Below are 21,796 nucleotides of genomic sequence, written 5' to 3' on the forward strand. Positions count from 1 at the left end.
TGTACTTGATTGCAAAAATTCAAAATTTCAAAAATGATATATAAAAATACAAGACAATCTATAAAGCATTTAAAAACTTAATTAAACTATTTAAATCAACACAGCTTAGGATAAGAAAAAAATGGCAAGTAGCTTGTTATTACTATTAGATGATATTGCCACTGTATTAGATGATGTTGCTGTAATGAGTAAAATGGCAGCAAAAAAAACAGCAGGTGTTTTGGGGGATGATTTAGCCTTAAATGCACAACAAGTCGCAGGTGTTCGTTCTGAACGAGAAATTCCTGTGGTATGGAGTGTTGCAAAAGGGTCATTTATTAATAAGCTTATTTTAGTTCCACTCGCTTTGCTGATTAGTGTCATTGCACCATGGTTAATTACGCCTTTGTTGATGCTTGGTGGGCTTTTTCTGTGTTTTGAAGGGGTTGAAAAGGTTTTACATAGTCTTCTACATCGCAAAGCAAAAACTCAAAGTGAAGCAGAAGTAGAGTTGGATGCTGTAGAAACAGATTTAGTTAAATTTGAAAAAGATAAAATTAAAGGTGCTATACGTACTGACTTTATTTTATCTGCTGAAATTGTTGTGATTTCATTAGGTACTGTTGCACTTGCACCTTTTATGAGTAAGGTCATGGTACTTTCGATTATTGCAATCGTGATGACGGTCGGGGTTTATGGATTTGTTGCAATGATTGTGAAAATTGATGATTTAGGATTATATTTAACTCAACAAGCATCTAATCTTAAGAAAACAATAGGGCGTGGTTTACTGGCATTTGCACCTTTACTGATGAAAACTTTATCAATAGTGGGCACCATTGCGATGTTTTTAGTGGGTGGAGGGATTATTTCACATGGGATTTCATCATTACATCATTTTACAGAGCAAACTGTCGACCAAGTTGAACATATTCCAACTGTAGGGGTAATTATTGGTGCGCTTACACCGACTTTGATTAATTTGGTCATTGGTATAGTCGCGGGTTTATTGGTGCTTATTTTGGTAAAAACAGTACAAAAAATACGAGGTGCGTGAAGCTCTACCCAATTGTAAAAATATCATTAAACTAAACATCACTGAATTAAAAAATAAGGATCAGGCTATGCGTTGGAAAGGACGCCGAGTAAGTAGTAATGTTGAAGACCGTCGAGGTGGGGGCGGGGCAAAAGCAGGTGGCATTAGTATTCTCGGGCTAATAGTTGCTTTTGTTGCATGGAAGTTTTTTGGCGTAGATCCGCAACAAGCTTATCAAACCACTAAACAAGTGACTTCAGGTGTACAAACTCAGGCAGTTTCTCCTGAAAATTTAACACCTGAGCAGAAAGAAGTTTCAGATTTTGTAGGGACTATTCTTGCAGATACAGAAGATGTTTGGGCCCCTATTTTTCAGGCACAAGGTGCTCAATATATACCACCTAAATTGAGGTTATTTACAGGAAGAACAGATTCGGCTTGTGGTACAGCACAATCTGCTATGGGACCATTTTATTGTCCTGCTGACCAAAAAGTGTATATCGATACTTCTTTCTTTAAAGACATGCGTCAGCAAATGGGCATTTCAGGTGAACAAAATCAATCTGAGCTCAGTGCTCAGGATGAGGCAGGGGATTTTGCACAAGCTTATGTGATTGCGCATGAAGTTGGTCATCATGTACAAAATCTTTTGGGGATCTCAGGGCAAGTACAACAAGCACGTCAGCGCGCAAGTGAAGCACAAGGCAATCAACTCTCTGTTCGTTTAGAATTACAAGCAGACTGTTTGGCAGGTGTTTGGGCAAATAAAACCCATCAAAAAACCCAATTTCTTGAGCAAGGCGATGTAGAAGAAGCTATGGATGCGGCTCAGAAAATTGGGGATGACTATTTACAGAAAAAAGCGAGAGGCTATGCAGTGCCTGACAGTTTTACACATGGAACAAGTCAACAGCGCATGCAATGGTTTCAAACAGGTTTAAAAACAGGTGATATTAATCAGTGTGATACGTTTAAATAAAGTCATTAGATGACATCACATGAAGCATAAGGAGAGAAATATCTCTCCTTTATTTATTTAAAAATGTTTTAAAATTACGCAAAATTCGTACACTGACATAAATTGCAAAGAGGCTGAAAAAGAATAAAGGAATCAGCTGAAATTTTAATTTTTCAGTATCTGCTGTATAAAAATCAGAAATTTGTTGCTCAGTAAAATCAAATGATTTTTTTTGCAAAGTTTGTGTGTTGGTAAAATCAATATTTTGAATATATTGATTTGATTTGTAATTTATGAGTTTTATAGAGTTTATTTTTCTAAATTGATGCTGATTGTCTTGGTCAGTACATAAAGAATCCATATAGTGAATACATGAAATCCTTGCGACATAGCCTTGATTTGGAATGGTAATAAATAATTTTTGATCAGGTTTTTGGTTGTTGCCGATTAAGCGAAATTCTTGAGCAGATGTACTGCTGAGCTGCGTAGATGTTGCTTTAACATGAGGCGCATTGAAAACTTCAACAGTTTTAACTGAAGTTGTCCAAATCAAAATCAGACTGACCAAGAAAATAACAAAAGCAAAAAAATATCGAAAAACAATTTTTAAAGGCATAACCTAGAAAAGCAAAAACTAAATAATAATCATACCTTTTTATGGCTAAATTTTATATCCTTAAATCAGCTCTTAATCACATTTAAGAAGTTTTATGTTAAGAAATTATATTTTTACGGGTGATTTTAATCATTTTTTTGTAAGATTATATAAATTTAAAAATCAGCTTTCATTTTTAATTTACTTAAAAAATGATGGGTGATGGTTGTCCACCGATATTAAAAACTGAAAAAGGATACGCATGGGTAATTATTTTTTTCTACAGGTCTTTACAGTTGTTTTTGCTTTATCCATTGCTACAACCATATTCAATAAGCGTATTTTAGGTTTTCCGCAAGCCATAGGAGTGCCTTTAGTTTCAGCCGTTTTCGTCTTTATTTTACAATGGGGGGCAAGTTTACTAAATGGTAATCAATTTATCTCCATTAATATTCATAATATTGAAGAAGCGGTAAGACATATTGATTTTTATGACTTTTTAGTCAATGGCGTGATTTGTTTTATTTTAACTTCCTCTGCACTTAAATTTAAAGTCTCAGATTTAAAAGTATATTGGAAACCCATCAGTATTCTTGCAACGATTGCTTTATTGTTATGTGCAGTATTTTTTGCAGGTCTTGTATTTGGATTCCAATATGTGATTGGAAATCCTGTACCGATTTTAGTGTTGTTGTTACTTGGTTCAGCATTAGGTGCAACAGACCCTATTGGTATTAAAGGTGTTTTAAGTTCTGTTCGCGCACCTCATCATTTAATGGTCAAACTTGAAGGTGAATCCTTATTTAATGATGCAATGTGTATTGCCGTATTTATGACTTTACTCAATGTGTTAGAAGGTGAGCATTTTAGTTTAGTTGCAACACTACAAACATTATTATATGAAATTGTTGTTGCTGTGATTATTGGTTGGGCATTTGGTTTAGCTATTTTGCGTTTACTGCGTGGTAAACATGAAATGGAATCTTTGATTTTAACCACAGCATTGTTGGCTTGTGGTTCTTATCTGGTTGCTTTATTTGCCCATGCCTCGGCACCGATTGCCTGCGTGATTGGCGGTTTGATTGTCGGCAATAAATGGAAAGAAATTTTACAAGATCGTGAAATTCGTGAGGTAAATCATTTTTGGCATACAGTAGAAGGGATTATTAATTCATTCCTTTTCACTTTAATTGGTCTAGAAATTTTTATTTTAGATTTAAGTACAAGTTTGATTTTAGGCGGTATTTTTGCTTTCTTTGCTTTGCATTTATCACGCTTTGCAGCGAACTATTTGGCATTCGCATTTTTCCCATCATTTCGACATAAGAGTTATAACGGCAGTTTGGCGATTTTATCTTGGGGTGGGGTACGAGGTGGTATTTCCCTAGCACTGATTTTGGCTGTGGCTAACATTCCTGAATTACGTGATTATAGTAGTATTTTGATTGGGTATACTTTTATCAGTGTATTACTTTCAGGAATTGTATGTGGCTTGGGACTGCCTGCGGTTATGAATGCATTTTATTACAACCCTTTAGAAGAAACGACAGGTTTTAAAGGTTGGTATCAACGTATGTGTCATAAAATGAATCGTAAAGGGGTGAAATATATTGTTGGTGAAGACGCAGAAGGGCATGAAACCATTACCATTTATAATCCTGAAGCAATTATCAATAAGCAAAGTGAAGATGGTGTGACTGCTGTATATCATCCTGATAAAGCACAAGAAGTAAAACGTTTGGAAAATCCAAATAACTTCTAGCACTATTTATTCTTCATAAAAAAAACCGAATGCATCATCATTCGGTTTTTTTGATTTTTCAGTTTAATTTACTCAGTTTGCTTAAAACCATTTCTGGAAAATAGATTTGATTCGCTGCTTTAAAGGTATTGATATGCAAAGGAACTAAATCATCTAATTTTTGATAACCACCTGCTAAAACGAACATGATGGGTAGGTTGTATTTTTTAGCAAGTTTGAAAACCATTAAATCACGTTGATATAACATCTCTGTATCAAACCATTTAGAACCACAACGATCATTTTGGTGGCAGTCCATTCCCGCTTGATAAACGATCAGATCAGCTTGCCAATCTAAAGCATGTTCAAAGCCTTCGATGACAGCAGCGGCGTATTGTTCAAATGAACCTTTTTTATTGTGAATATGACGTGTGATGCTACGTTCGTACGTTGCACAACCAAAGGCTAAAGCATAAATACTAAAATTGAATAAATTTTCAAATCTACGTGTATATTCTGCTGTTCCATTACCACCATGTTGATCACAATCTAAAACAAAAACTTTCTTATGCGGATATTGTTGTGCAATTAAGGCAAGTCCATTAAATGTACAATAAGCATTACCATGTTCATAAACTGCATGATGAAATCCTTGCGCAATATTGGCTGCAATTCCTTCTTTAAATGCAATTTCTGTTGCTAAAAGCTGACCTGCTTGTATGGCAAAAATAGCCTCACGAAATTGTAAGCTCCACTGTTTAAAGCCTTGCATAACAGCAAGAGGCTTTTTACCTTTGACAAAAGCTTGTACATATTCAGGGTCATGAATGCCATACAAAATTTTAGGATCAATACTTTCTGGGTCTACGAGTTCTGCAAGTTCGTAGACCTCAAGTTCTTGTGCTACCGCAGTCAGTTTTTCCATGCTATTCGTATGCGTTTTAGCAAAATACTGTGGTGAGTAGCAAGCTTTTAACATGATAACTCTCGATTAAATTTGATCTTGGGCAACTGAAATTAATTGCTTCAATTCTGTTGTTTCTGGGCTAAATAGTCCATTATCAACTTGTTGTTTGAAATGTGAGCTAAATGCTCTCGCTCTATTTTGTGGTGAAATCGCCAGTGTTGTTAAGCGTAAAAACCAAAAACCTATTACATCATGTATTGAAATAATATGACCTTTGAACACTTTATTTGGACGCTTGGCAATATTCTCTTCATCATAATATACAGAAAATAAACTCCCAAGTGGAATACGAATTCCATTAATAATCAATGGGACAAGATTAATGCAAGAATGATCATCTCCCATTTTAATTTTTTCCATTAAAATAGGGCGCTCATTTTTGTCAACAAAGATATTAATATTGCCTTGACGCAGCATACGACCATGCGCAATTTTTAAGAAAAAATTCTCTGCCATTGGGCAAGAACCGACTTTAGGCTTTTCATTCAGATTTTTTAATTCAAGACAGGCAAGCTCTGCAGGGTCTTTTCTTAAAATAATATCTTCTAAAAATTGGCACAAAACTTTACTTTCTTCTTTTTCGACATACTCATGGATATTGCGTAGTTTAGATTGAAATTCAACTTCTGTACGTAAAGTATTGACAAAAGCATCGTCACTGTCTTGTTTGAGCTTTAAGAACTGTTGCACATCAGGATTAATATCTAAATTACGCCAAGTTTTAAGTTCTAAGCCAAATCCAAGCGCATTAGCCAGTAATGTTTTTAAACCTTTTGTATCGTACTGATCAAAAATTTTGAAATCTTTAAAGTCAGTTTCATCCAATTCAGCATTAATAAACTCAGCAACAACACGTGTAGCTTGAGTATAACCACAACCACGACGTTCAGTTTGATGGCTAAAATGTTCATTTAACATTTCAGTTAAGTTTTTAGCCAGAGGATACAAACGCTCGGTAAAGCATTGTAAAACTTCATGATCTAAAGTGACATCATTCATATTATTCCCCAATAAAAATTTTTATCGTTTTTTAAATTATTTAGTCTTCCAACAATAATAAATTTAGATAATTTTCACAATATTTTCAGATCAGTTATTATTATTTTTGTTTGAATAAGCAACACATTAAAGATTTAATTTTTTGATTTATTCTCAAATCATGACTATTTTTTTTAAAAGTAATAGGTTTTCATGGCATGAAGTTGTAGATAAAGCAGCAGAGGTCTCTACTGCTTTAAAGCATATTTTTTATTTTACGCTATTCAAGAAATTAAGATAAGGTTGAACCAATAATTGCTCTTGCTCCATGATCGGCATATGACCTACACCTTTTAAAATGAGAGGTTCTTTGGCATTTTTTAATAAAGATTTCAGTTCAGCCGCAGCCTCAACATTAATCACTTTATCTTGATCACCCCATGCAATAAGTACAGGTTGATCTATTGAGCGAGCAGCGAGTGCAAAAGTTTCAGGAGTATAAACTTTAGACATTAAAATTAATTGTTCTACTAATTTTGCGTTGTTGGCAGCTTGTGAAATCATCAGCTTTTCTTGAGCTTCTTTGAGTTCATTTGGAATAAAGGGTGGGAGTGTTGTTGCAATACCGAGAACTTTATCCAAATCTCCTTTTTTCGCGACAATCATACTGCGTAATGTCGTCGGATCTTTGAGATAAGGCGTATTTGCGGATTTAAAGACCCCAGCACTATCAACTAAAAAGAGTGATTTAGTATCTACAGGATATTGTGCTGCATAAAGTAGTGCGATTGAGCCACCCATACTATGACCAGCAACATGTAAACCTTGTTCAATTTTTGCTGCTTCAGCAAAACGACGTAGTTTTTCAGTCATGTTTGGAATGGTGTAGTCAAAGTCAGCAGGTACTTTGCTATCACCTTGACCAGGTAAATCTGGAATAATCACATGATAATAAGGCGTTAAATAACGTGCTAAACGATTCCAGTTATCTCGGCTACCTGCAAGACCATGTACTAAAAGTAAAGTCGGTTTTCCAACTTGACCACCTTCACTATAAGCCCAGTCAATATCAGCGACTTTCAGTCGTTTAGATTGTAAACCTGCCCAAGCACGTTCTTGTTGTAATACACTTTGGATATCAATTGCAGCAAATGTTTGGGTAGGGATGCTGACTGTTGCAGCAATACCCATACTTAATGCTGTAGAAAGCATGAGTTTACTTAAGATTCCTTTCATTTGTAGTGCTCTATGTTTTTGTTGTTAAAAGTGATTTAAGATTAGAACAGTATTTATAAAAATACATTTGCCTAAATATCCAATTAGAGTGTATTTCAGTCAATGAATGCAAAAAATCTACAAAATCCAGCTCAAGAATTAGCTCAAATGATTATTGCTGTTGTGGTCTTGATTCCTTATGGTCAAGTGGCAAGCTATGGTCAGGTCGCAAAATTAGCAGGCTTACCACGACATGCTCGTTTAGTGGGGCGAGTCTTGGCACAACTAGAAACAGATCAAGATGTACCATGGCATCGTGTTATTAATTCACAAGGCAAAATAAGCCTAAACAAACTTGATGAACATGGCATTAATATTCAAGAAGCAATGCTTTTAGCAGAAGGGGTCGCAGTGATTCAGGCTAAAGTTGATCTAAAAAAATTTGGTTGGCAGCCTTAAATGAAGATTTTGAAATGAATATTTTAATTTAGTGTGTATTTTAAATAGAGGACTAAACGTGTATTTGGAGTTTTATTTATCAATGTTAAAACGAAAATAAACGATGATTAAAATGTGATTTGAAAAGCTGCTTATCTCCATCATGATGAATAAATTTCTACATAGTGCATTAATAACAATACAAAACTTCTTATTTTCTCTAATATTAGCACTAAAATTTGGTTTATGATAAATCATCTAACAAATTGCGATTGAGCAAATATATAAAAGGTGAACATATGAATATGCTTCGTAAAACCATGGGTGCAGTAACGATCAGTGCGGCGCTGTTTGCACCTGCAATGAGCACAACAGTTTTTGCTGCAACTGCTGCAACGGAGCAACAAGCAACGAGTAATTTAGTCAAACAGCTCAGTGGTATTCAAAGTTTATCTGCTAATTTTGAACAAACGACTAAGGTTACAAGTAATGGTAAAGTTGCTCAACAAAAAGGTTTGACTGCGCAACATATGAATCAAACTTTTAAAGGTGTGATGAAAGTTGCACGTCCAGGTAAGTTTTATTGGGAAACGACATCTCCAGCAAAACAAACGATTGCAACTACAGGGAAAATGGTTTGGATCTATGACCCAGATTTGCAGCAAGCCGTACGCCAAAGTTTAGATGAACAAGTTGCAAATACGCCTGCATTATTATTGTCTGGTAATACGCAGCAAATTCAGCAGGCATATCGTATTACGCAGCCTGACCAAGCAAAAACATATTACACTTTATATCCAAAAGACAAAGAAGGTGCATTCCAAAGTTTAACCATTAGCTTTGGTGTAAATAAAGCCCCTAGTCTGATGATTTTGCAGGATTCTTTAGGTCAAACAACCTATGTAAAATTTAATAATGTGAAGCTCAACCCATCATTACCTGCATCTACATTTAATTTTGCACCACCAAAAGGTACAGATATTATTGACCAGTAAAATAGAACTGATGAATAAATCTTTGCAACAAGAAAGCAGCTTTCGAGCTGCTTTTTTATGGTTATGATAGAGCGCTTTTATGATAAAAAAATTAAATAATGAAAAATTTTAAACATGAATTACATGAACAAAAGTTAGCACATCATTTTGATTTAAGTGCAGATTTGTTTTTTTGTTTCGCACGTATTGTTCAGGATGTGAAAAAAATTTATCCCTTGGGAGATGCCTTACGCTATTACCATGCCTCGTTTCAAATCAGTCAAAATCAGAGAATATGCAGCATTATTTTGCATGTACAGGCACAGCGAGCGGGAATTTTACAGTCTGAGATCCATTTGCATTATGATATTTACGAGCAAAAATTAATTCATGCACAACAGCTCGAACCATTGCGGCATGAGCCAAAAATACAAGTAAATATTGTGCAAGTTGATGATTTACTTCAACTGAGTGTAGAAGCGAAAGTATTTAAATATATCGCACAGGCAAAGCATTTATTTGTGCAATGGAATGAATCCTATTATCCATACAGTTTATCAATTCCGTTTAACGATGTTTGAGCCAGCATCTTTTGAGTATGCATCAACGTTGATAGTACTGACGCAACCTGAGCCAATGCTATTGGAACCACATTTTAAGCAAGATCAGGAAGAGCCCCCTTTAAAGGCGTATGTCATGTTTGATATCAGTCAGCCTCCCTTTATTTTTCAACATTTTATTCAAAATAAAACGGAAGACATTATTCAACGCTTAAGTTTGCAACCCAAAGGACGCGTAAAAAGACAAAATGAAAAGCTACGTCAACAGCGGAAATAAAAAATAGGAAAATCCTTATGACTAGACATATGCATAATCCCTTTAGACGTGAAGATGGGGCAGAGGTTTATGACCTTTCAACAGAGATGTTCTTCTGTTTGCTTCAGCTCTATCGTGATTTTTCTAAAAAACAGGCAGGCTTTGAACTGACACACTATTATGAAATTTATTTACAAGCTGATCAAAATACAAGAGTATTAACTGCTCTATTCACCCCAAAATCCAATCTGAGTGCTTATTTAGAATCCTATCGTTTTGATTATGATATTGTCCATCAAAAACAGATTGATCATTTTCAACCGTCCTTTCAAGCCTTACCTGAGCTTTTGCATTTTTATCGTTTTACGGATCACTTTTCTGATTTAATCATCCCTGCAAGCATGTTAAAAAATTTATATTTAAGCTATCAAACATTTTTGCATCAAAATAAAACAGGTTTACCTTTGCGTTGGCATAGTTATAGTATGGCATTTTTAGGCAATGAGCCTTTAATGGCTGTGGCAATTTATCCTGCAAGTGATCCTGATCATTGGATGAATGGTACTTTAGGTGGTTTGGAAGGAAATGTAATTTATGATTTAAAACGAGACACGATTGTTAAATCTAATGTACGTATTTGGGGCGTGTTAAAAACCCGAAATGAAGATGAAGCAGCCGCACGAAAACGTGAAAATAAACGCTTAAACAAGAAATTAAGAAAGCAAAGTAGGCAATAATTACAATAATCAATTTCAATTTGGATGTTGTGGTTTTATGATACTTGTATCGCAATACATGTTTGAAAGACCGTATCATGCAAGTACATTTAAAGAAAACTTTGGTCGCTTCTGCACTTCTGTCCATTTTATTGGTGGTTTCAGGCTGTCAAGAAAAACCTGCTTCACAGGTAGAAGCAGCATCTACAGATCAAGCAAAAAAAATTGAAATTCCTTTGATTCAAGCAAAAATGGAGCGTGTAGCACTGCCTGAAAAACAATTTTGCGATGAAGATGGTTGTACTCAATATGATTTTCAAACGGTTAAAACGCAAGTTGCTTGGATTGATGATTACTTTTTAAATCGTATCAAAAAAGATGTCCCAAGTGCTTTTGAAAAAACTCAGAAAGAGGCAACAGCAACAAGTAATGAGGCAGCAAACAAAAAAGGACTAAGCCAAAGTTCAATTTATGTTCGTTTTATTTCTCAGCAATATAATTTAGCGACTTTTATGATCCAGTCTTATACCTACGCAGCAGGTGCAGCGCATGGCATGTATCATAATGAATATGTCACTTTTGATTTATCTAACCAAAAACGTTTGGCATTAACAGATATTTTAAAACCGAATGTTGAGGCTAAGGTGGCTGAACAATTGTATGATGCCAATGCCAATTGGTTGACGCAACACGATATTACTCGTGAAAAATTACAGCTCAGTGATAACTATTATTACGGACCCAAAGGGATTGTTTTTGTTTATCCTTTATATGAATTAGCATCTTATGCAGAAGGGATGACAGAGCTTACTTTACCTTATTTAAGTGCAAGAGATTTGGTCAAAGCTGAGTATTTACCAAGTTTACCTGTGATTGAAGCTGTCGCTGAAAAGCCTGTTGAGGCAGAATAAGCTCATTTTTCAACACAATATTTAAAATCTCTCCTGTGAATTTGCTCTGTCACTGTATTTTTTATGGTGAAGAGCTTACACTATAATCAGTTTTTTTCTCTTATTTAGATTGACTATGATCGACCCGAAATTAATCAGAAATAATATTGAGGCTGTAAATTTAGCCTTGGCAAAACGTGGTGTGCAACTCAATGTCGAGGAGTGGGCATCACTTGAAACTCGCCGTAAAGAAATTCAGTCCAAAACTGAAAATCTGCAAGCTGAGCGTAATTCGGGTGCAAAACAAGTTGGTCAAATCAAAAAAGCGGGCGGTGATGCTTCTGAAATCATGGCACGTATGTCTGCAATTGGTGATGAAATCAAAGCTGCGGAAGTTGAGCTGAACGAGTTACAAGCTGAACTTGATGCAAAATTGATGTCTATTCCAAACATGCCACACGAATCCGTGCCTGAAGGTAAAGATGAAAGCGACAATGTGGAAATCTTAAAATGGGGCACACCGCGTCAGTTTGACTTCGAGATCAAAGACCATACCGATCTGGGTGAAATGATGGGTGGTTTGGAATTTGAAACCGCAACCAAGCTCACAGGTACACGTTTTAGTGTGCTCAAAGGTCCATTAGCGCGTTTACAACGAGCATTGACGCAATTTATGCTCGATACGCATACGCTGAAAAATGGCTATACCGAAGCTTATGTACCTTATTTGGTGAATGCTGATTCTTTACGTGGCACAGGTCAACTGCCTAAATTTGAAGAAGATTTATTCAAATTACAAGGTGAAAAGGAATACTACCTGATTCCGACAGCAGAAGTACCTGTGACCAACTTCGTGCGTGACGAAATCATTGATCCTGAGCGTTTACCTTTAAAATATTCAGCACATACGCCATGTTTCCGCAGTGAAGCAGGCTCTTATGGTCGTGATACCCGTGGTTTGATTCGTCAGCACCAATTTGACAAAGTTGAAATGGTTCAGATCGTTAAACCTGAAGATTCTATGCAAGCTTTGGAAGATTTGACAGGGCATGCAGAAGGCATTTTGCAAGCTTTAGGTTTACCGTATCGTAAAATCGTACTGTGTGGTGGTGACATGGGCTTTGGCGCATGCAAAACCTATGACTTGGAAGTTTGGGTGCCTAGCCAAAATACCTATCGTGAAATTTCTTCATGTTCAAATATGTGGGATTTCCAAGCACGTCGTATGAAAGCCCGTTACCGTGCAGACCAAAAGAAAACTGAATTTGTGCATACTTTAAATGGCTCTGGCTTGGCTGTAGGGCGTACTTTACTTGCAGTGATGGAAAATTATCAACGTGCAGATGGTTCCATCGAAATTCCTGAAGTTTTACGTCCATATATGGGCGGAGTTAGCTTTATTGATTAATCATCAGTTCAGCGTTTAGATTTAAAATAGAATAAGCCAAATTTGATATTTGGCTTATTTTTTATCATTAGTATAAATATTGAAATCAGTTGAGTTTGAATTTGAGATGGATGTCTTAATTTATAATGAATTAGCAAATCAAAAAATTATGGGTTTGGATAAACTTATTGCCTACTTGCAAGATGATAATTTTAAATCCGCAGAAGTTAAAAAAATTCAACCAAATTTATATCGTGCCAAACTGAACCGTAGCGATCGTATTTTATTTTCTGTTTATCAATATCAACAAAAAAATTATATTTTAATCTTAGAATATTTAAAAAATCATGATTATCAAGGCTCGCGGTTTTTAAATGAAGATGTTCAAATCAATGAAGCTGAAATTCCTGATGTTGAATCTATCGATGAAATGGAAGCACAGGAACAATTGGTGTATATCAATGCCAATAACCCCAATTTTGTCTATTTAAACAAATTTATTTCATTTGATGATGTGCAGCAGCATATTTATAAACAATATCCGCCTTTGGTGATTATTGGTTCAGCAGGTAGCGGTAAAACCGCTATTTTATTGGAAAAAATGAAGCAGTTGGAAGGGCAGATTTTATATGTCACTTTATCTTCATTTTTGGTGAAAAACTCACGTGAGTTATATTATTCTGACCAATATTATAATGATCGACAATTGGTCGATTTTTACTCCTATCAGGATTTTATTGAAAGTATAGCAATTCCTGAACATGCTTTTGCTGATATTGAATTTTTTAGAACATGGTATAAGGTGCATTATAAAAATAGCTTCAATGCACACAGTATTTATGAAGAATTTAAAGGTGTATTGACGGGTGCAATGACAGATCAGGCTTATTTGTCTGAACAGGATTATTTAAATCTTGGCATTAAACAATCAATATTCAGTGTTGAAGAAAGGACTGAAGTTTATCGAATTTTTCAGCATTATTTGACTGAACTTGAGAAAAATAATTTATCTGATATTAATATTTTAAGCTTTGAATATCTGCAAAAAGTCAAACCCGCTTATGATTATGTGGTGATTGATGAAGTGCAGGATATTACGGCAATTCAACTCTATTTGATTTTAAATAGCCTCAGTGATAAGGGGCTATTTTTAATATGTGGAGATGCCAATCAAATTGTACATCCAAATTTTTTCTCTTGGGCAAAGGTAAAAAGTCTGTTTTATCGTCATGAAGAACTGCATCATGGCATGGAAATCACCCATATATTGCAACACAATTATCGTAATGCGCAGCGAATTACCGAAATTTCCAATCGGGTTTTATTGTTAAAAAATGCCCGATTTGGCTCGATTGATAAAGAAAGTCATTATTTAGTGCAAAGTAATGCAGATATACAGGGCGGTGTTTATTTTCTAAAAAACCGACCTGATATTTTGCATGAACTGGATCAAAAAACTGCGGTATCCACACAGTTTGCGGTCATCGTGATGCATGAAGAACAAAAGAAAACCGCACAGCGTGTTTTTAAAACGCCATTGGTCTTTGCGATTCAGGAAGCCAAAGGCTTAGAGTATCAAAATATTATTTTATATAATTTTGTCAGTCAGTCTGCGGTACATTTTAATGAAATATGCAGTGAGATTTCATTGCAGGATCTACAAAGTGATTTTGTCTATGCACGTAATAAAGATAAAGCGGATAAATCACTTGAAATTTATAAATTTTATATCAATGCCCTATATGTTGGATTAACACGGGCAATGTCTAATATTTATTGGGTGGAACAGCAAGATCAACATCAGATTTTTCATTTGCTGGGTATGGATCAGGCTGCGGAAGTGCTTGATCTACAAGATCAACAGTCCAGTTTAAAAGAATGGCAAAAAGAAGCGCAGAAGCTCGAACTGCAAGGTAAAAAAGAACAGGCTGAGCGGATTCGTCGTGAGATTTTAAAAGAAGAATCACCGAATTGGGTGGTATTAAAAGACAGTGAACTGCGACATTTAGAACATCGGGCATTGCAAGACAAAGACAAAAAATCTCAATTGGTTTTATTTGAATATGCCGTGGTTTATCAGCATCAAGCGTATTTAATTCAATTGGCAAAAATTGGATTTAAGCCTGCAATCAGTGTTTTTAATATGCGTCATGAAGTGGTGGCACATAAAGCTGAGCAGGGTATTTTGTCTAAATACTATATGAATTATCAGGTGAAACATCCGACCGCATTGCTGAAAAAGATTGAAAAATTTGGGATTAATCATCGCAATGAATTTAATCAAACACCATTAATGGCTGCTGTTTGGGTGGGAAATGCGGCATTTTATCAGCAACTTATACAGGATGGTGCAGATGTCGATTTGCTTGATGGGCAAGGTTTAAATGTTTTACAAATTGCACTGCAACGTGTCACCACTCAGCCTAAGTATGCAGCCAATTTGACTGAAATCGCAGCACATTTACCGCAAGACAGCATCGTTTTACAAATCAGCCAACGCTTATTTAAACTGGAATCTCATCATGCTGAATATATGATTTTTCAGCTTATGTACGTGATGAGTATGATTCAGGGTTATCAGCGTTTTGCTCGTTATGAAAAAGGTTTTGACAGTGCTTTATTGCTGCAAACGCTGGAAAAAATATCTGGTACGTTATTTGCTAAAAAGAAATTAAAGCGAAGTTATATCAGTTCACTTTTGTCTAAAAACGAAACAACAGGCAGTGACAAATATAACAAGCACTTATTTATACGAACAGGGCATGGGCAATATTTGCTGAATCCTGAATTGGTCATCAAAGTCAATGGGGAATGGCAGCCGATTTATCAGAGTATGAATATGCAACGGGTTGATTTTTATATGGATGAACCTGAAGTGCCTGAACTGGCAAATAATCAGCATTGGCAAGATAGGTTAAAACAGATCAATCAGTTTAATCGAAATCGTACATTGGCTTTTTTTGATGTTATTGGTCGTAAAGATGGTGCTAAAATTGAAACCGAATTGTAAAGGTGCGTAGTGTGGATATTTTCCCAATTTCATTAAAATTACAGCAACAGCCCTGTTTGTTGGTGGGTGGCGGTCATATTGCCTATCGAAAAGCAGTACTTTTGGCAAAATCTGGGGCAATCATTCATGTGCTTGCACCTGAAATTGAGCAGGATTTATTGCAAATCGTGCATTCAACTCAAGGGCAATATCATGCTGAAAAGTTTAATGCACAAATTTGCCTAAGTAGTTTTAGACTGGTGATTGCAGCAACCAATGATAAAGCAGTCAATCAAGCCGTGTTTGAAGCATGTGAAGTGTTAAATGTATTGGTGAATAGTGTGGATGATCCTCCACATTGCCGTTTTATGGTACCTGCGATAATTGATCGTTCTCCTTTGGTGGTATCAATTGCGACCAATGGTGCTTCACCTGTGTTATCCCGTCAGATTCGTACACAATTGGAAGCATCCATTCCACATGGTATGGGAAAACTTGCTGACTTTTCAGGAAAATGGCGCAAGATTGTAAAGGAAAAAATCAGTAATCCTGATGAGCGCCGTATTTTTTGGGAAGATTTATACGCAAGTCCTCTGAAAGAACAAGTATTCAATGACAATCTGAGTGAGGCGGATCGCTTAATTGAGCAAGCATTAAACGAGTGGCAAAAGCCAAAAGGTGAAGTCTATTTAGTGGGGGCTGGACCGGGTGATCCTGAATTATTGACTTTAAAAGCACTGCGTTTAATGCAACAAGCGGATGTGGTGATTTATGATCGCTTGGTTTCACCTGCCATTATGGAACTGTGTCGTCGTGATGCAGAAAAAATCTATGTCGGTAAAGCACGTTCAAATCATGCTGTTCCTCAAGATGGAATCAATGCTTTATTGGTGAAGTATGCAGCCGAAGGGAAACGTGTTTGTCGTTTAAAGGGCGGTGATCCTTTCATCTTTGGGCGTGGTGGTGAAGAAATTCAGGAACTGTTCGAAGCGGGCATTACCTTCCAGGTTGTGCCGGGAATCACCGCAGCTTCAGGCTGTTCGGCTTATGCAGGTATTCCACTCACCCATCGTGACTATGCCCAAAGTGTGCGTTTTCTGACAGGGCATCTGAAAGAAGGTTCTCCTGAGTTGCCTTGGAATGAACTGGTATATGAAAATCAAACACTTGTCTTATATATGGGTTTGGTCGGCTTAGAAAAAATTTGCCAAAAACTCATTGAACATGGTCAACGCGAAAATATGCCTGTGGCTTTAATTTCAAAAGGGACGACCCCTGAGCAAAAAGTCGTGATCGGGACTTTGGCGGATATTGCTTCTAAAGTGGAAGAACATCAGATTCAAGCACCGACTTTAACCATTATTGGTGAAGTGGTGAGTTTACGTGAACAGTTAAAATGGCATGAGCGAGGATAAGCAACGATTAAGTATCGTTGCCCGAAGCGCAAGACGAAGGCTTTGCCTGAGTGAGAGATACACAACGACTTTTTTGCGATCTACAATGTAAAGTGAAAATTTTACAGACGTAAATGAAAGTATTAGTAAGTGAGTAATTAAGTGATACATGTTGTTTTATTTGAGCCCGAAATTCCTGCAAATACAGGAAATATCATTCGTTTATGTGCCAATACAGGCGCGCAATTACATTTGGTCAAACCTTTGGGTTTTGAGCTGGATGATAAAAAATTACGCCGTGCGGGGTTGGATTATCACGAATGGGCACATATGAAAGTCTGGGAAAATTTTGAACAATGTCTGACACATTTGGCTGAGCAAGGCATTGAACGTGATGCGATTTACCCATTAACCACCAAAGGTTTTGAAACACCGCATACCTCAGATTTAAACCGTCCTGTGGCGTTGTTGATGGGTCCTGAAACCCGTGGTTTACCTGAACATGTCCGTTTGATGTTTCCTGAACAGCATTGGATTCGACTGCCGATGGCACCAAATTCACGTAGTTTGAATTTATCCAATGCCACGGCGGTGATTTTGTACGAAGCTTGGCGTCAGCAAGGTTTTCAGGAATTGAAATAGTCTAAAAAGCCTTCAGTTTTTAGATTTAGACCCATCATCAAGATGGGTTTTTGTTTATTTGGGTTGTAATAATTCGTTTGCTGGCAAGATTGTTTAGTCAGCCATCAATTTCTCTTAAGTATTTTCCATCAATTGTTGTTGATCAAAATGCTGTTGGGCTGAAAGGACATGCTGCATATTGGCTTCTGCCCAATGTTTAAATGATAACGCCGTTTTGGAAAATTCAAAACCCAATGCACTCAAGCTGTATTGAACCCGAATAGGACGAGTGTCCAAAATTTCACGACTAATAAAGCCATCACGTTCTAATATTTTTAATTTATGTGATAAGACTTTTGGGGAAATGCCTAAGATTTTCTTTTTTAAACCATTGAAGTGCTCAGGCTGATTTCGCAAAGTGTCTAAAATAAACAAGATCCATTTATCCACCATATTTTCAAAAAATAAGCGTGAAGGGCAGTTGGGGTGATAAATATTGAAGTTAGGGCGATTGTTCATATTTAGTAACCAAAATGCTTTTTTTCAGCATATCATAATAGTTACTTTTAGGTAACTAATTGACAGCTAGTATCAAAAATATATCATATAAAGTATGTTCAATGATGATGGAAATAAAAAATGTCTAAAGTTGCTGTGGTGTATTATTCTGGCTATGGTCATACCAAAGTGATTGCTGAAACTTTTGCCAATGAAATTCATGCTCAACTGGTTGCAATTGATCAGGAAGGTAATATTCAGGAGCAAGATTGGGAAACTTTGAATGCCGCTGATGCGATCGTTTTTGGTGCTCCAACCTATATGGGCGGTGTGCCTTGGCAGTTCAAAAAATTTGCAGATGCAACATCGAAAATCTGGTTTACTCGTGGCTGGGTCAACAAAGTATTTGCAGGATTTACCAACAGCGCAAGCTTTAATGGTGATAAGCAAGTGACGCTGATTTATTTGCAAACCTTGGCATCTCAACATGGCGGAATCTGGGTCAGCTTAGGTCTGGCACCTGCAAATACTAAAGCAGCAACTCGTCAGGATATTAACAATCTGGGTGGTTCTGTAGGTTTACTGGTACAGTCACCTGCGGATGCAAGTGTAGATGAAATTCCATCGGGTGATTTGGATACAGCAAAAAGTTTTGCCAAACGTGTTCAGGAAATTACGGATAAATTTGTTGCTTAATCAGCTGAGCAATAGATAAAACAAAAGGCGCATAAAGCGCCTTTTGTCATGTATGAACAATCAATTTAAATTATTCATGTTCATTATGTTGTGGTGCAGGATAACGGAAACCGCGGGTTTTATACGCGAGATAACCGACACCAATCGCAGCCCAAATCAGACCGATTTTAAGTGCTGTTTGATCAATCTCAAGCCACATCATAAACACACTGGCAAAACCGAGCAGTGGAATCACGATATAACTTAAAATATCTTTGATATTTTTGGTGCGACCATCACGCAGTGCATAACGTGAAATCACAGAGAAGTTCACAAAACTGAATGCGGTTAAAGCACCAAAACTAATTAAGTTAGCAATATGTTCGAAATCCAGGAAACCCGCAGTTAAAGCAACAACACCCACAATTAAAATATTGTAAGTCGGGGTAAACAGTTTTGGACTGATATGACCAAAGATTTTCTTGTTGATCACGCCATCACGACCCATCACATACATCAAGCGCGAAACACCTGCATGTGCAGAAATACCTGAAGCCATAACAGTCACGATCGCAAAATACAAGATCACAGTCTGGAAGGTAATTCCCCCGATTGCCAATAATATTTCAGGTTGAGTTTCATCAATTTTTTGGAAATATTTAGCTGGATCACTCGGGAAGTAAATCTGCATGAAATAGGTGCTGATAATGAAAATGACACCTGCGATTAAAGCAGTTAAGAAAATCGCTTTAGGCAAGGTTTTTTCAGTATCTTTGGTTTCTTCGGCAAGTGATGATAAAGCATCAAAACCTGTGAACGAGAAACATAAAATCGTTGCACCTGTGATCAGCGCACCAACAGATGTCATTTCATTCCAAAACGGTGCCATGCTCCATAATTGGTATTTTGAGCTATCCAAACTGCCATCGGCATTCATACCTTGAGTCAATAATACATAGACTTTGTAAGTAAAGAATAAGATCACACCAATTTGAATAAACACAATGGTACTGTTCAGTCGAGCAACAAAACGTGCGCCAAATAAGTTGACTACCGTCATAAGAATCGTTAAACCGACAATCCAGATCCAATTGTTGACTTCTGGGAAAAGTGCTCTGAGGTAAATATCAGCAAGAATAATATTGACCAAAGGCGATAATATATAGTCTAACCATGACGACCAACCGACCATAAAGCCGACATTGGGATGAATAGATTTTTGTGCATAGGTATATGCAGATCCTGCGGAAGGATAGCGTTTAATCATATGACCATAACTTACAGACGTAAATAAGATCGCAATTAACGCAAATATATAGGAGGTCGGAACATGACCTTGACTATCTTGAGATACTAAACCAAAAGTATCAAACACAGTCATTGGTTGAATATAAGCCAAACCAATAATGATAATGTGCCAAAGCACAAGGTTTTTTTGCAGTTTAGCTGCCGGTTGAGTCCCAGAGATATTTGTCAACGGCGTTATCCTCTTAATCTTTGATCAAGGATCAGTCATCTATCTAAGGATCGTTTGAGACGAACGATCCCCCCTACGAATAAAACAAAAGTGCGCCAATCTACTCCATATCCGCAGCACTTGTCAGTAACTTTGTTAGTTTTTTTAGCAAAAAATAAGCCATATTGATCAAAAAATAAGTAACTTAGATGTGTGCATGATAAAAGCCCGATACTTATAAAAAGTATCAGGCTTTTAATGAAACTATATTGGCTTATTTTTCAACAATTACCAAGCTTTTTCTAAGATTGATTTTAAGTCTTTGAAAGTGGCTTCTTTCGGGTTAAAAATGATAGAACCATCATTGAGTGCTTTGTCTGCAATCTCATCAAACTGCGCTTGAGTGACTTTACCTGTTTCACTCAAGGTGCGTGGTAATTTAGTCAAGCTATAAATACGATCACGCATGGTGTTGAGGAAAGCAATCGCTTTTTCAGCACGTTGATTTGCAGGCGTCTGTGCATAAATGTCTGCACCTGCAAGCGGCAATAATAAGTCCGCGATTTTATCGCCATTGACATCTTTGTTGTAATTTAGAACGTATGGTAAGAATAAGTTCATGCATAAACCATGTGGCAGATGCGCTACAGCACCTAAAGCATGCCCAAGTGAATGAACTATACCCACCATCGAGTTGGAAAATGCAATTCCTGCCATGGTTGAAGCTTGTGCAAGTTCTAAACGAGCATCAGCATTATTTGGATCATCTAAAACTTGGAATAAGTTTGTGCTGATTTTTTTAATCGCTGCGGTAGCATAAGCATCGGAAATAGGATTTGCTGCAATACAGGTATAAGCTTCAATCGCATGGGTCATTGCATCCATTGCGGTCATCGCGGTTAAATGCGATGGCAAAGTCAATGTCATACGTGGGTCAAGAATAGCCGCATTTGGCATCAAATAATTTGAGGCGAAAGCAAGTTTTACATTTTTTTGCGTGTCTGAAATCACCGCAGCCAAAGTCACTTCAGAACCTGTACCTGATGTTGTTGGAATCACGAAAAATGGTTTAAGTGGACGCGGTAAATTATGTGCACCTGAATATTGCGTGAGATCATCACCACCTTCAGTCACCAAAATATTAGATGCTTTAGCTGTGTCAATAACTGAGCCACCACCAACGGCAATAATCGCATCGCAGTGATTTGCACGATAAGCCTGTGCAACAGCACGTACAGTTTCCAGACTTGAATCTGGTGGTACATCATCAAAAATTAATCCGATTTCAATCTCAGTTGACTCAAAAGCAGCTTCAATCGGTGCCAGTAGATTGTTGGCACGCACGCCTTTATCGGTGATGATCATTGGGCGCTTAGCACCTAATGATATGAGTTCAAAAGGAATATGTTCCAGTGCAGCATGACCAGCGATCACTTTTACAGGACAGAAAAATTCGTAATATGCTTTAGCCAT

The 21,796-nt window shown here is 36.7% G+C and carries 21 protein-coding genes; 14 read left to right on the forward strand and 7 right to left on the reverse strand.

Annotation, left to right across the window (positions count from 1 at the left end):
* Nucleotides 1–121: 121 nt before the first annotated feature.
* Nucleotides 122–1,036 (forward strand): DUF808 domain-containing protein, encoded by a 915-nt coding sequence (locus HX124_RS04670; protein WP_286382091.1) that lies wholly within the window; start codon nucleotides 122–124, stop codon nucleotides 1,034–1,036.
* Nucleotides 1,037–1,103: 67 nt separating this feature from the next.
* Nucleotides 1,104–1,994 carry a KPN_02809 family neutral zinc metallopeptidase gene (ypfJ, locus tag HX124_RS04675; protein WP_286382092.1) on the forward strand — a complete coding sequence of 297 codons (891 nt, stop codon included), beginning with the start codon at nucleotides 1,104–1,106 and terminating at the stop codon, nucleotides 1,992–1,994.
* A 49-nt stretch (nucleotides 1,995–2,043) separates the two neighbouring features.
* On the opposite strand, the gene HX124_RS04680 is transcribed toward ypfJ, so the two are convergent.
* On the reverse strand, nucleotides 2,044–2,589 hold the full coding sequence (locus HX124_RS04680; RefSeq protein ID WP_286382093.1) for a hypothetical protein: 546 nt from the start codon (nucleotides 2,587–2,589) through the stop codon (nucleotides 2,044–2,046).
* A gap of 241 nt (nucleotides 2,590–2,830) precedes the next feature.
* Here HX124_RS04680 and HX124_RS04685 point away from each other — a divergent pair, with 241 nt between their 5' ends.
* Nucleotides 2,831–4,330, forward strand: a complete 1,500-nt coding sequence (locus HX124_RS04685; protein WP_107006420.1) for a cation:proton antiporter — start codon at nucleotides 2,831–2,833, stop codon at nucleotides 4,328–4,330.
* 58 nt (nucleotides 4,331–4,388) lie between these two features.
* Here the strand turns inward: HX124_RS04685 and HX124_RS04690 are convergent, their stop codons facing one another.
* The 3 genes from HX124_RS04690 to HX124_RS04700 form a co-directional block, all read right to left on the reverse strand.
* Nucleotides 4,389–5,288, reverse strand: a complete 900-nt coding sequence (locus HX124_RS04690; protein WP_286382094.1) for an arginase family protein — start codon at nucleotides 5,286–5,288, stop codon at nucleotides 4,389–4,391.
* 12 nt (nucleotides 5,289–5,300) lie between these two features.
* Nucleotides 5,301–6,275, reverse strand: coding sequence for a hypothetical protein (locus HX124_RS04695; RefSeq protein ID WP_107006422.1), 975 nt, complete (start codon nucleotides 6,273–6,275; stop codon nucleotides 5,301–5,303).
* A 249-nt stretch (nucleotides 6,276–6,524) separates the two neighbouring features.
* Nucleotides 6,525–7,490 carry an alpha/beta fold hydrolase gene (locus HX124_RS04700; protein ID WP_286382095.1) on the reverse strand — a complete coding sequence of 322 codons (966 nt, stop codon included), beginning with the start codon at nucleotides 7,488–7,490 and terminating at the stop codon, nucleotides 6,525–6,527.
* Between the two features lie 102 nt (nucleotides 7,491–7,592).
* Between HX124_RS04700 and HX124_RS04705 the strand changes: the two genes are divergently transcribed.
* From HX124_RS04705 to HX124_RS04750, 10 genes are all read left to right on the forward strand, one after another.
* The gene (locus HX124_RS04705) at nucleotides 7,593–7,928 is read left to right on the forward strand and encodes an MGMT family protein (RefSeq protein WP_286382096.1); all 336 of its coding nucleotides are present in this window, start codon (nucleotides 7,593–7,595) and stop codon (nucleotides 7,926–7,928) included.
* Nucleotides 7,929–8,206: 278 nt separating this feature from the next.
* Entirely contained in the window at nucleotides 8,207–8,902 is a 696-nt protein-coding gene (gene lolA, locus HX124_RS04710) for an outer membrane lipoprotein periplasmic chaperone LolA (protein WP_286382097.1), read from the forward strand.
* 98 nt (nucleotides 8,903–9,000) lie between these two features.
* Entirely contained in the window at nucleotides 9,001–9,462 is a 462-nt protein-coding gene (locus tag HX124_RS04715) for a hypothetical protein (RefSeq protein ID WP_286382098.1), read from the forward strand.
* Nucleotides 9,413–9,718, forward strand: coding sequence for a hypothetical protein (locus HX124_RS04720; protein ID WP_286382099.1), 306 nt, complete (start codon nucleotides 9,413–9,415; stop codon nucleotides 9,716–9,718). The genes HX124_RS04715 and HX124_RS04720 overlap by 50 nt, the downstream gene beginning before the upstream one ends.
* A gap of 17 nt (nucleotides 9,719–9,735) precedes the next feature.
* Nucleotides 9,736–10,434, forward strand: coding sequence for a hypothetical protein (locus tag HX124_RS04725; protein ID WP_286382100.1), 699 nt, complete (start codon nucleotides 9,736–9,738; stop codon nucleotides 10,432–10,434).
* 77 nt (nucleotides 10,435–10,511) lie between these two features.
* Nucleotides 10,512–11,324 carry an RsiV family protein gene (locus HX124_RS04730; protein ID WP_286376557.1) on the forward strand — a complete coding sequence of 271 codons (813 nt, stop codon included), beginning with the start codon at nucleotides 10,512–10,514 and terminating at the stop codon, nucleotides 11,322–11,324.
* Nucleotides 11,325–11,439: 115 nt separating this feature from the next.
* Complete coding sequence (gene serS, locus HX124_RS04735) at nucleotides 11,440–12,711, forward strand: serine--tRNA ligase (RefSeq protein ID WP_286382101.1); 1,272 nt, start codon at nucleotides 11,440–11,442, stop codon at nucleotides 12,709–12,711.
* 106 nt (nucleotides 12,712–12,817) lie between these two features.
* Complete coding sequence (locus HX124_RS04740; protein WP_286382102.1) at nucleotides 12,818–15,700, forward strand: UvrD-helicase domain-containing protein; 2,883 nt, start codon at nucleotides 12,818–12,820, stop codon at nucleotides 15,698–15,700.
* Between the two features lie 11 nt (nucleotides 15,701–15,711).
* Nucleotides 15,712–17,094, forward strand: a complete 1,383-nt coding sequence (cysG, locus tag HX124_RS04745; protein WP_286382103.1) for a siroheme synthase CysG — start codon at nucleotides 15,712–15,714, stop codon at nucleotides 17,092–17,094.
* 141 nt (nucleotides 17,095–17,235) lie between these two features.
* Nucleotides 17,236–17,715, forward strand: coding sequence for a tRNA (cytidine(34)-2'-O)-methyltransferase (locus tag HX124_RS04750; protein ID WP_286382104.1), 480 nt, complete (start codon nucleotides 17,236–17,238; stop codon nucleotides 17,713–17,715).
* Nucleotides 17,716–17,829: 114 nt separating this feature from the next.
* Here the strand turns inward: HX124_RS04750 and HX124_RS04755 are convergent, their stop codons facing one another.
* Complete coding sequence (locus HX124_RS04755) at nucleotides 17,830–18,213, reverse strand: winged helix-turn-helix transcriptional regulator (protein WP_286382105.1); 384 nt, start codon at nucleotides 18,211–18,213, stop codon at nucleotides 17,830–17,832.
* 120 nt (nucleotides 18,214–18,333) lie between these two features.
* On the opposite strand from HX124_RS04755, the gene HX124_RS04760 reads away from it, so the two are divergent.
* Entirely contained in the window at nucleotides 18,334–18,888 is a 555-nt protein-coding gene (locus tag HX124_RS04760) for a flavodoxin family protein (protein ID WP_286382106.1), read from the forward strand.
* Nucleotides 18,889–18,958: 70 nt separating this feature from the next.
* Here HX124_RS04760 and HX124_RS04765 read toward each other — a convergent pair whose 3' ends face one another.
* The gene (locus tag HX124_RS04765) at nucleotides 18,959–20,344 is read right to left on the reverse strand and encodes an APC family permease (RefSeq protein ID WP_286382107.1); all 1,386 of its coding nucleotides are present in this window, start codon (nucleotides 20,342–20,344) and stop codon (nucleotides 18,959–18,961) included.
* 267 nt (nucleotides 20,345–20,611) lie between these two features.
* A complete protein-coding gene (locus HX124_RS04770; protein WP_286382108.1) occupies nucleotides 20,612–21,796 on the reverse strand; it encodes an iron-containing alcohol dehydrogenase in 1,185 nt (394 codons plus the stop codon).

The organism is Acinetobacter sp. 226-1 (genome assembly GCF_030329325.1).
GTDB classification, from domain to species: Bacteria; Pseudomonadota; Gammaproteobacteria; order Pseudomonadales; family Moraxellaceae; genus Acinetobacter; species Acinetobacter sichuanensis.

Excerpts from the sequence above, each read along its gene's own strand:
- HX124_RS04670 (WP_286382091.1), top strand. The coding sequence starts at position 122 with ATGGCAAGTAGCTTGTTATTACTATTAGATGATATTGCCACTGTATTA.
- ypfJ (WP_286382092.1), top strand. The coding sequence starts at position 1,104 with ATGCGTTGGAAAGGACGCCGAGTAAGTAGTAATGTTGAAGACCGTCGA.
- HX124_RS04680 (WP_286382093.1), bottom strand. The coding sequence starts at position 2,589 with ATGCCTTTAAAAATTGTTTTTCGATATTTTTTTGCTTTTGTTATTTTC.
- HX124_RS04685 (WP_107006420.1), top strand. The coding sequence starts at position 2,831 with ATGGGTAATTATTTTTTTCTACAGGTCTTTACAGTTGTTTTTGCTTTA.
- HX124_RS04690 (WP_286382094.1), bottom strand. The coding sequence starts at position 5,288 with ATGTTAAAAGCTTGCTACTCACCACAGTATTTTGCTAAAACGCATACG.
- HX124_RS04695 (WP_107006422.1), bottom strand. The coding sequence starts at position 6,275 with ATGAATGATGTCACTTTAGATCATGAAGTTTTACAATGCTTTACCGAG.
- HX124_RS04700 (WP_286382095.1), bottom strand. The coding sequence starts at position 7,490 with ATGAAAGGAATCTTAAGTAAACTCATGCTTTCTACAGCATTAAGTATG.
- HX124_RS04705 (WP_286382096.1), top strand. The coding sequence starts at position 7,593 with ATGAATGCAAAAAATCTACAAAATCCAGCTCAAGAATTAGCTCAAATG.
- lolA (WP_286382097.1), top strand. The coding sequence starts at position 8,207 with ATGAATATGCTTCGTAAAACCATGGGTGCAGTAACGATCAGTGCGGCG.
- HX124_RS04715 (WP_286382098.1), top strand. The coding sequence starts at position 9,001 with ATGAAAAATTTTAAACATGAATTACATGAACAAAAGTTAGCACATCAT.
- HX124_RS04720 (WP_286382099.1), top strand. The coding sequence starts at position 9,413 with ATGAATCCTATTATCCATACAGTTTATCAATTCCGTTTAACGATGTTT.
- HX124_RS04725 (WP_286382100.1), top strand. The coding sequence starts at position 9,736 with ATGACTAGACATATGCATAATCCCTTTAGACGTGAAGATGGGGCAGAG.
- HX124_RS04730 (WP_286376557.1), top strand. The coding sequence starts at position 10,512 with ATGCAAGTACATTTAAAGAAAACTTTGGTCGCTTCTGCACTTCTGTCC.
- serS (WP_286382101.1), top strand. The coding sequence starts at position 11,440 with ATGATCGACCCGAAATTAATCAGAAATAATATTGAGGCTGTAAATTTA.
- HX124_RS04740 (WP_286382102.1), top strand. The coding sequence starts at position 12,818 with ATGGATGTCTTAATTTATAATGAATTAGCAAATCAAAAAATTATGGGT.
- HX124_RS04755 (WP_286382105.1), bottom strand. The coding sequence starts at position 18,213 with ATGAACAATCGCCCTAACTTCAATATTTATCACCCCAACTGCCCTTCA.
- HX124_RS04760 (WP_286382106.1), top strand. The coding sequence starts at position 18,334 with ATGTCTAAAGTTGCTGTGGTGTATTATTCTGGCTATGGTCATACCAAA.
- HX124_RS04770 (WP_286382108.1), bottom strand. The coding sequence starts at position 21,796 with ATGGCTAAAGCATATTACGAATTTTTCTGTCCTGTAAAAGTGATCGCT.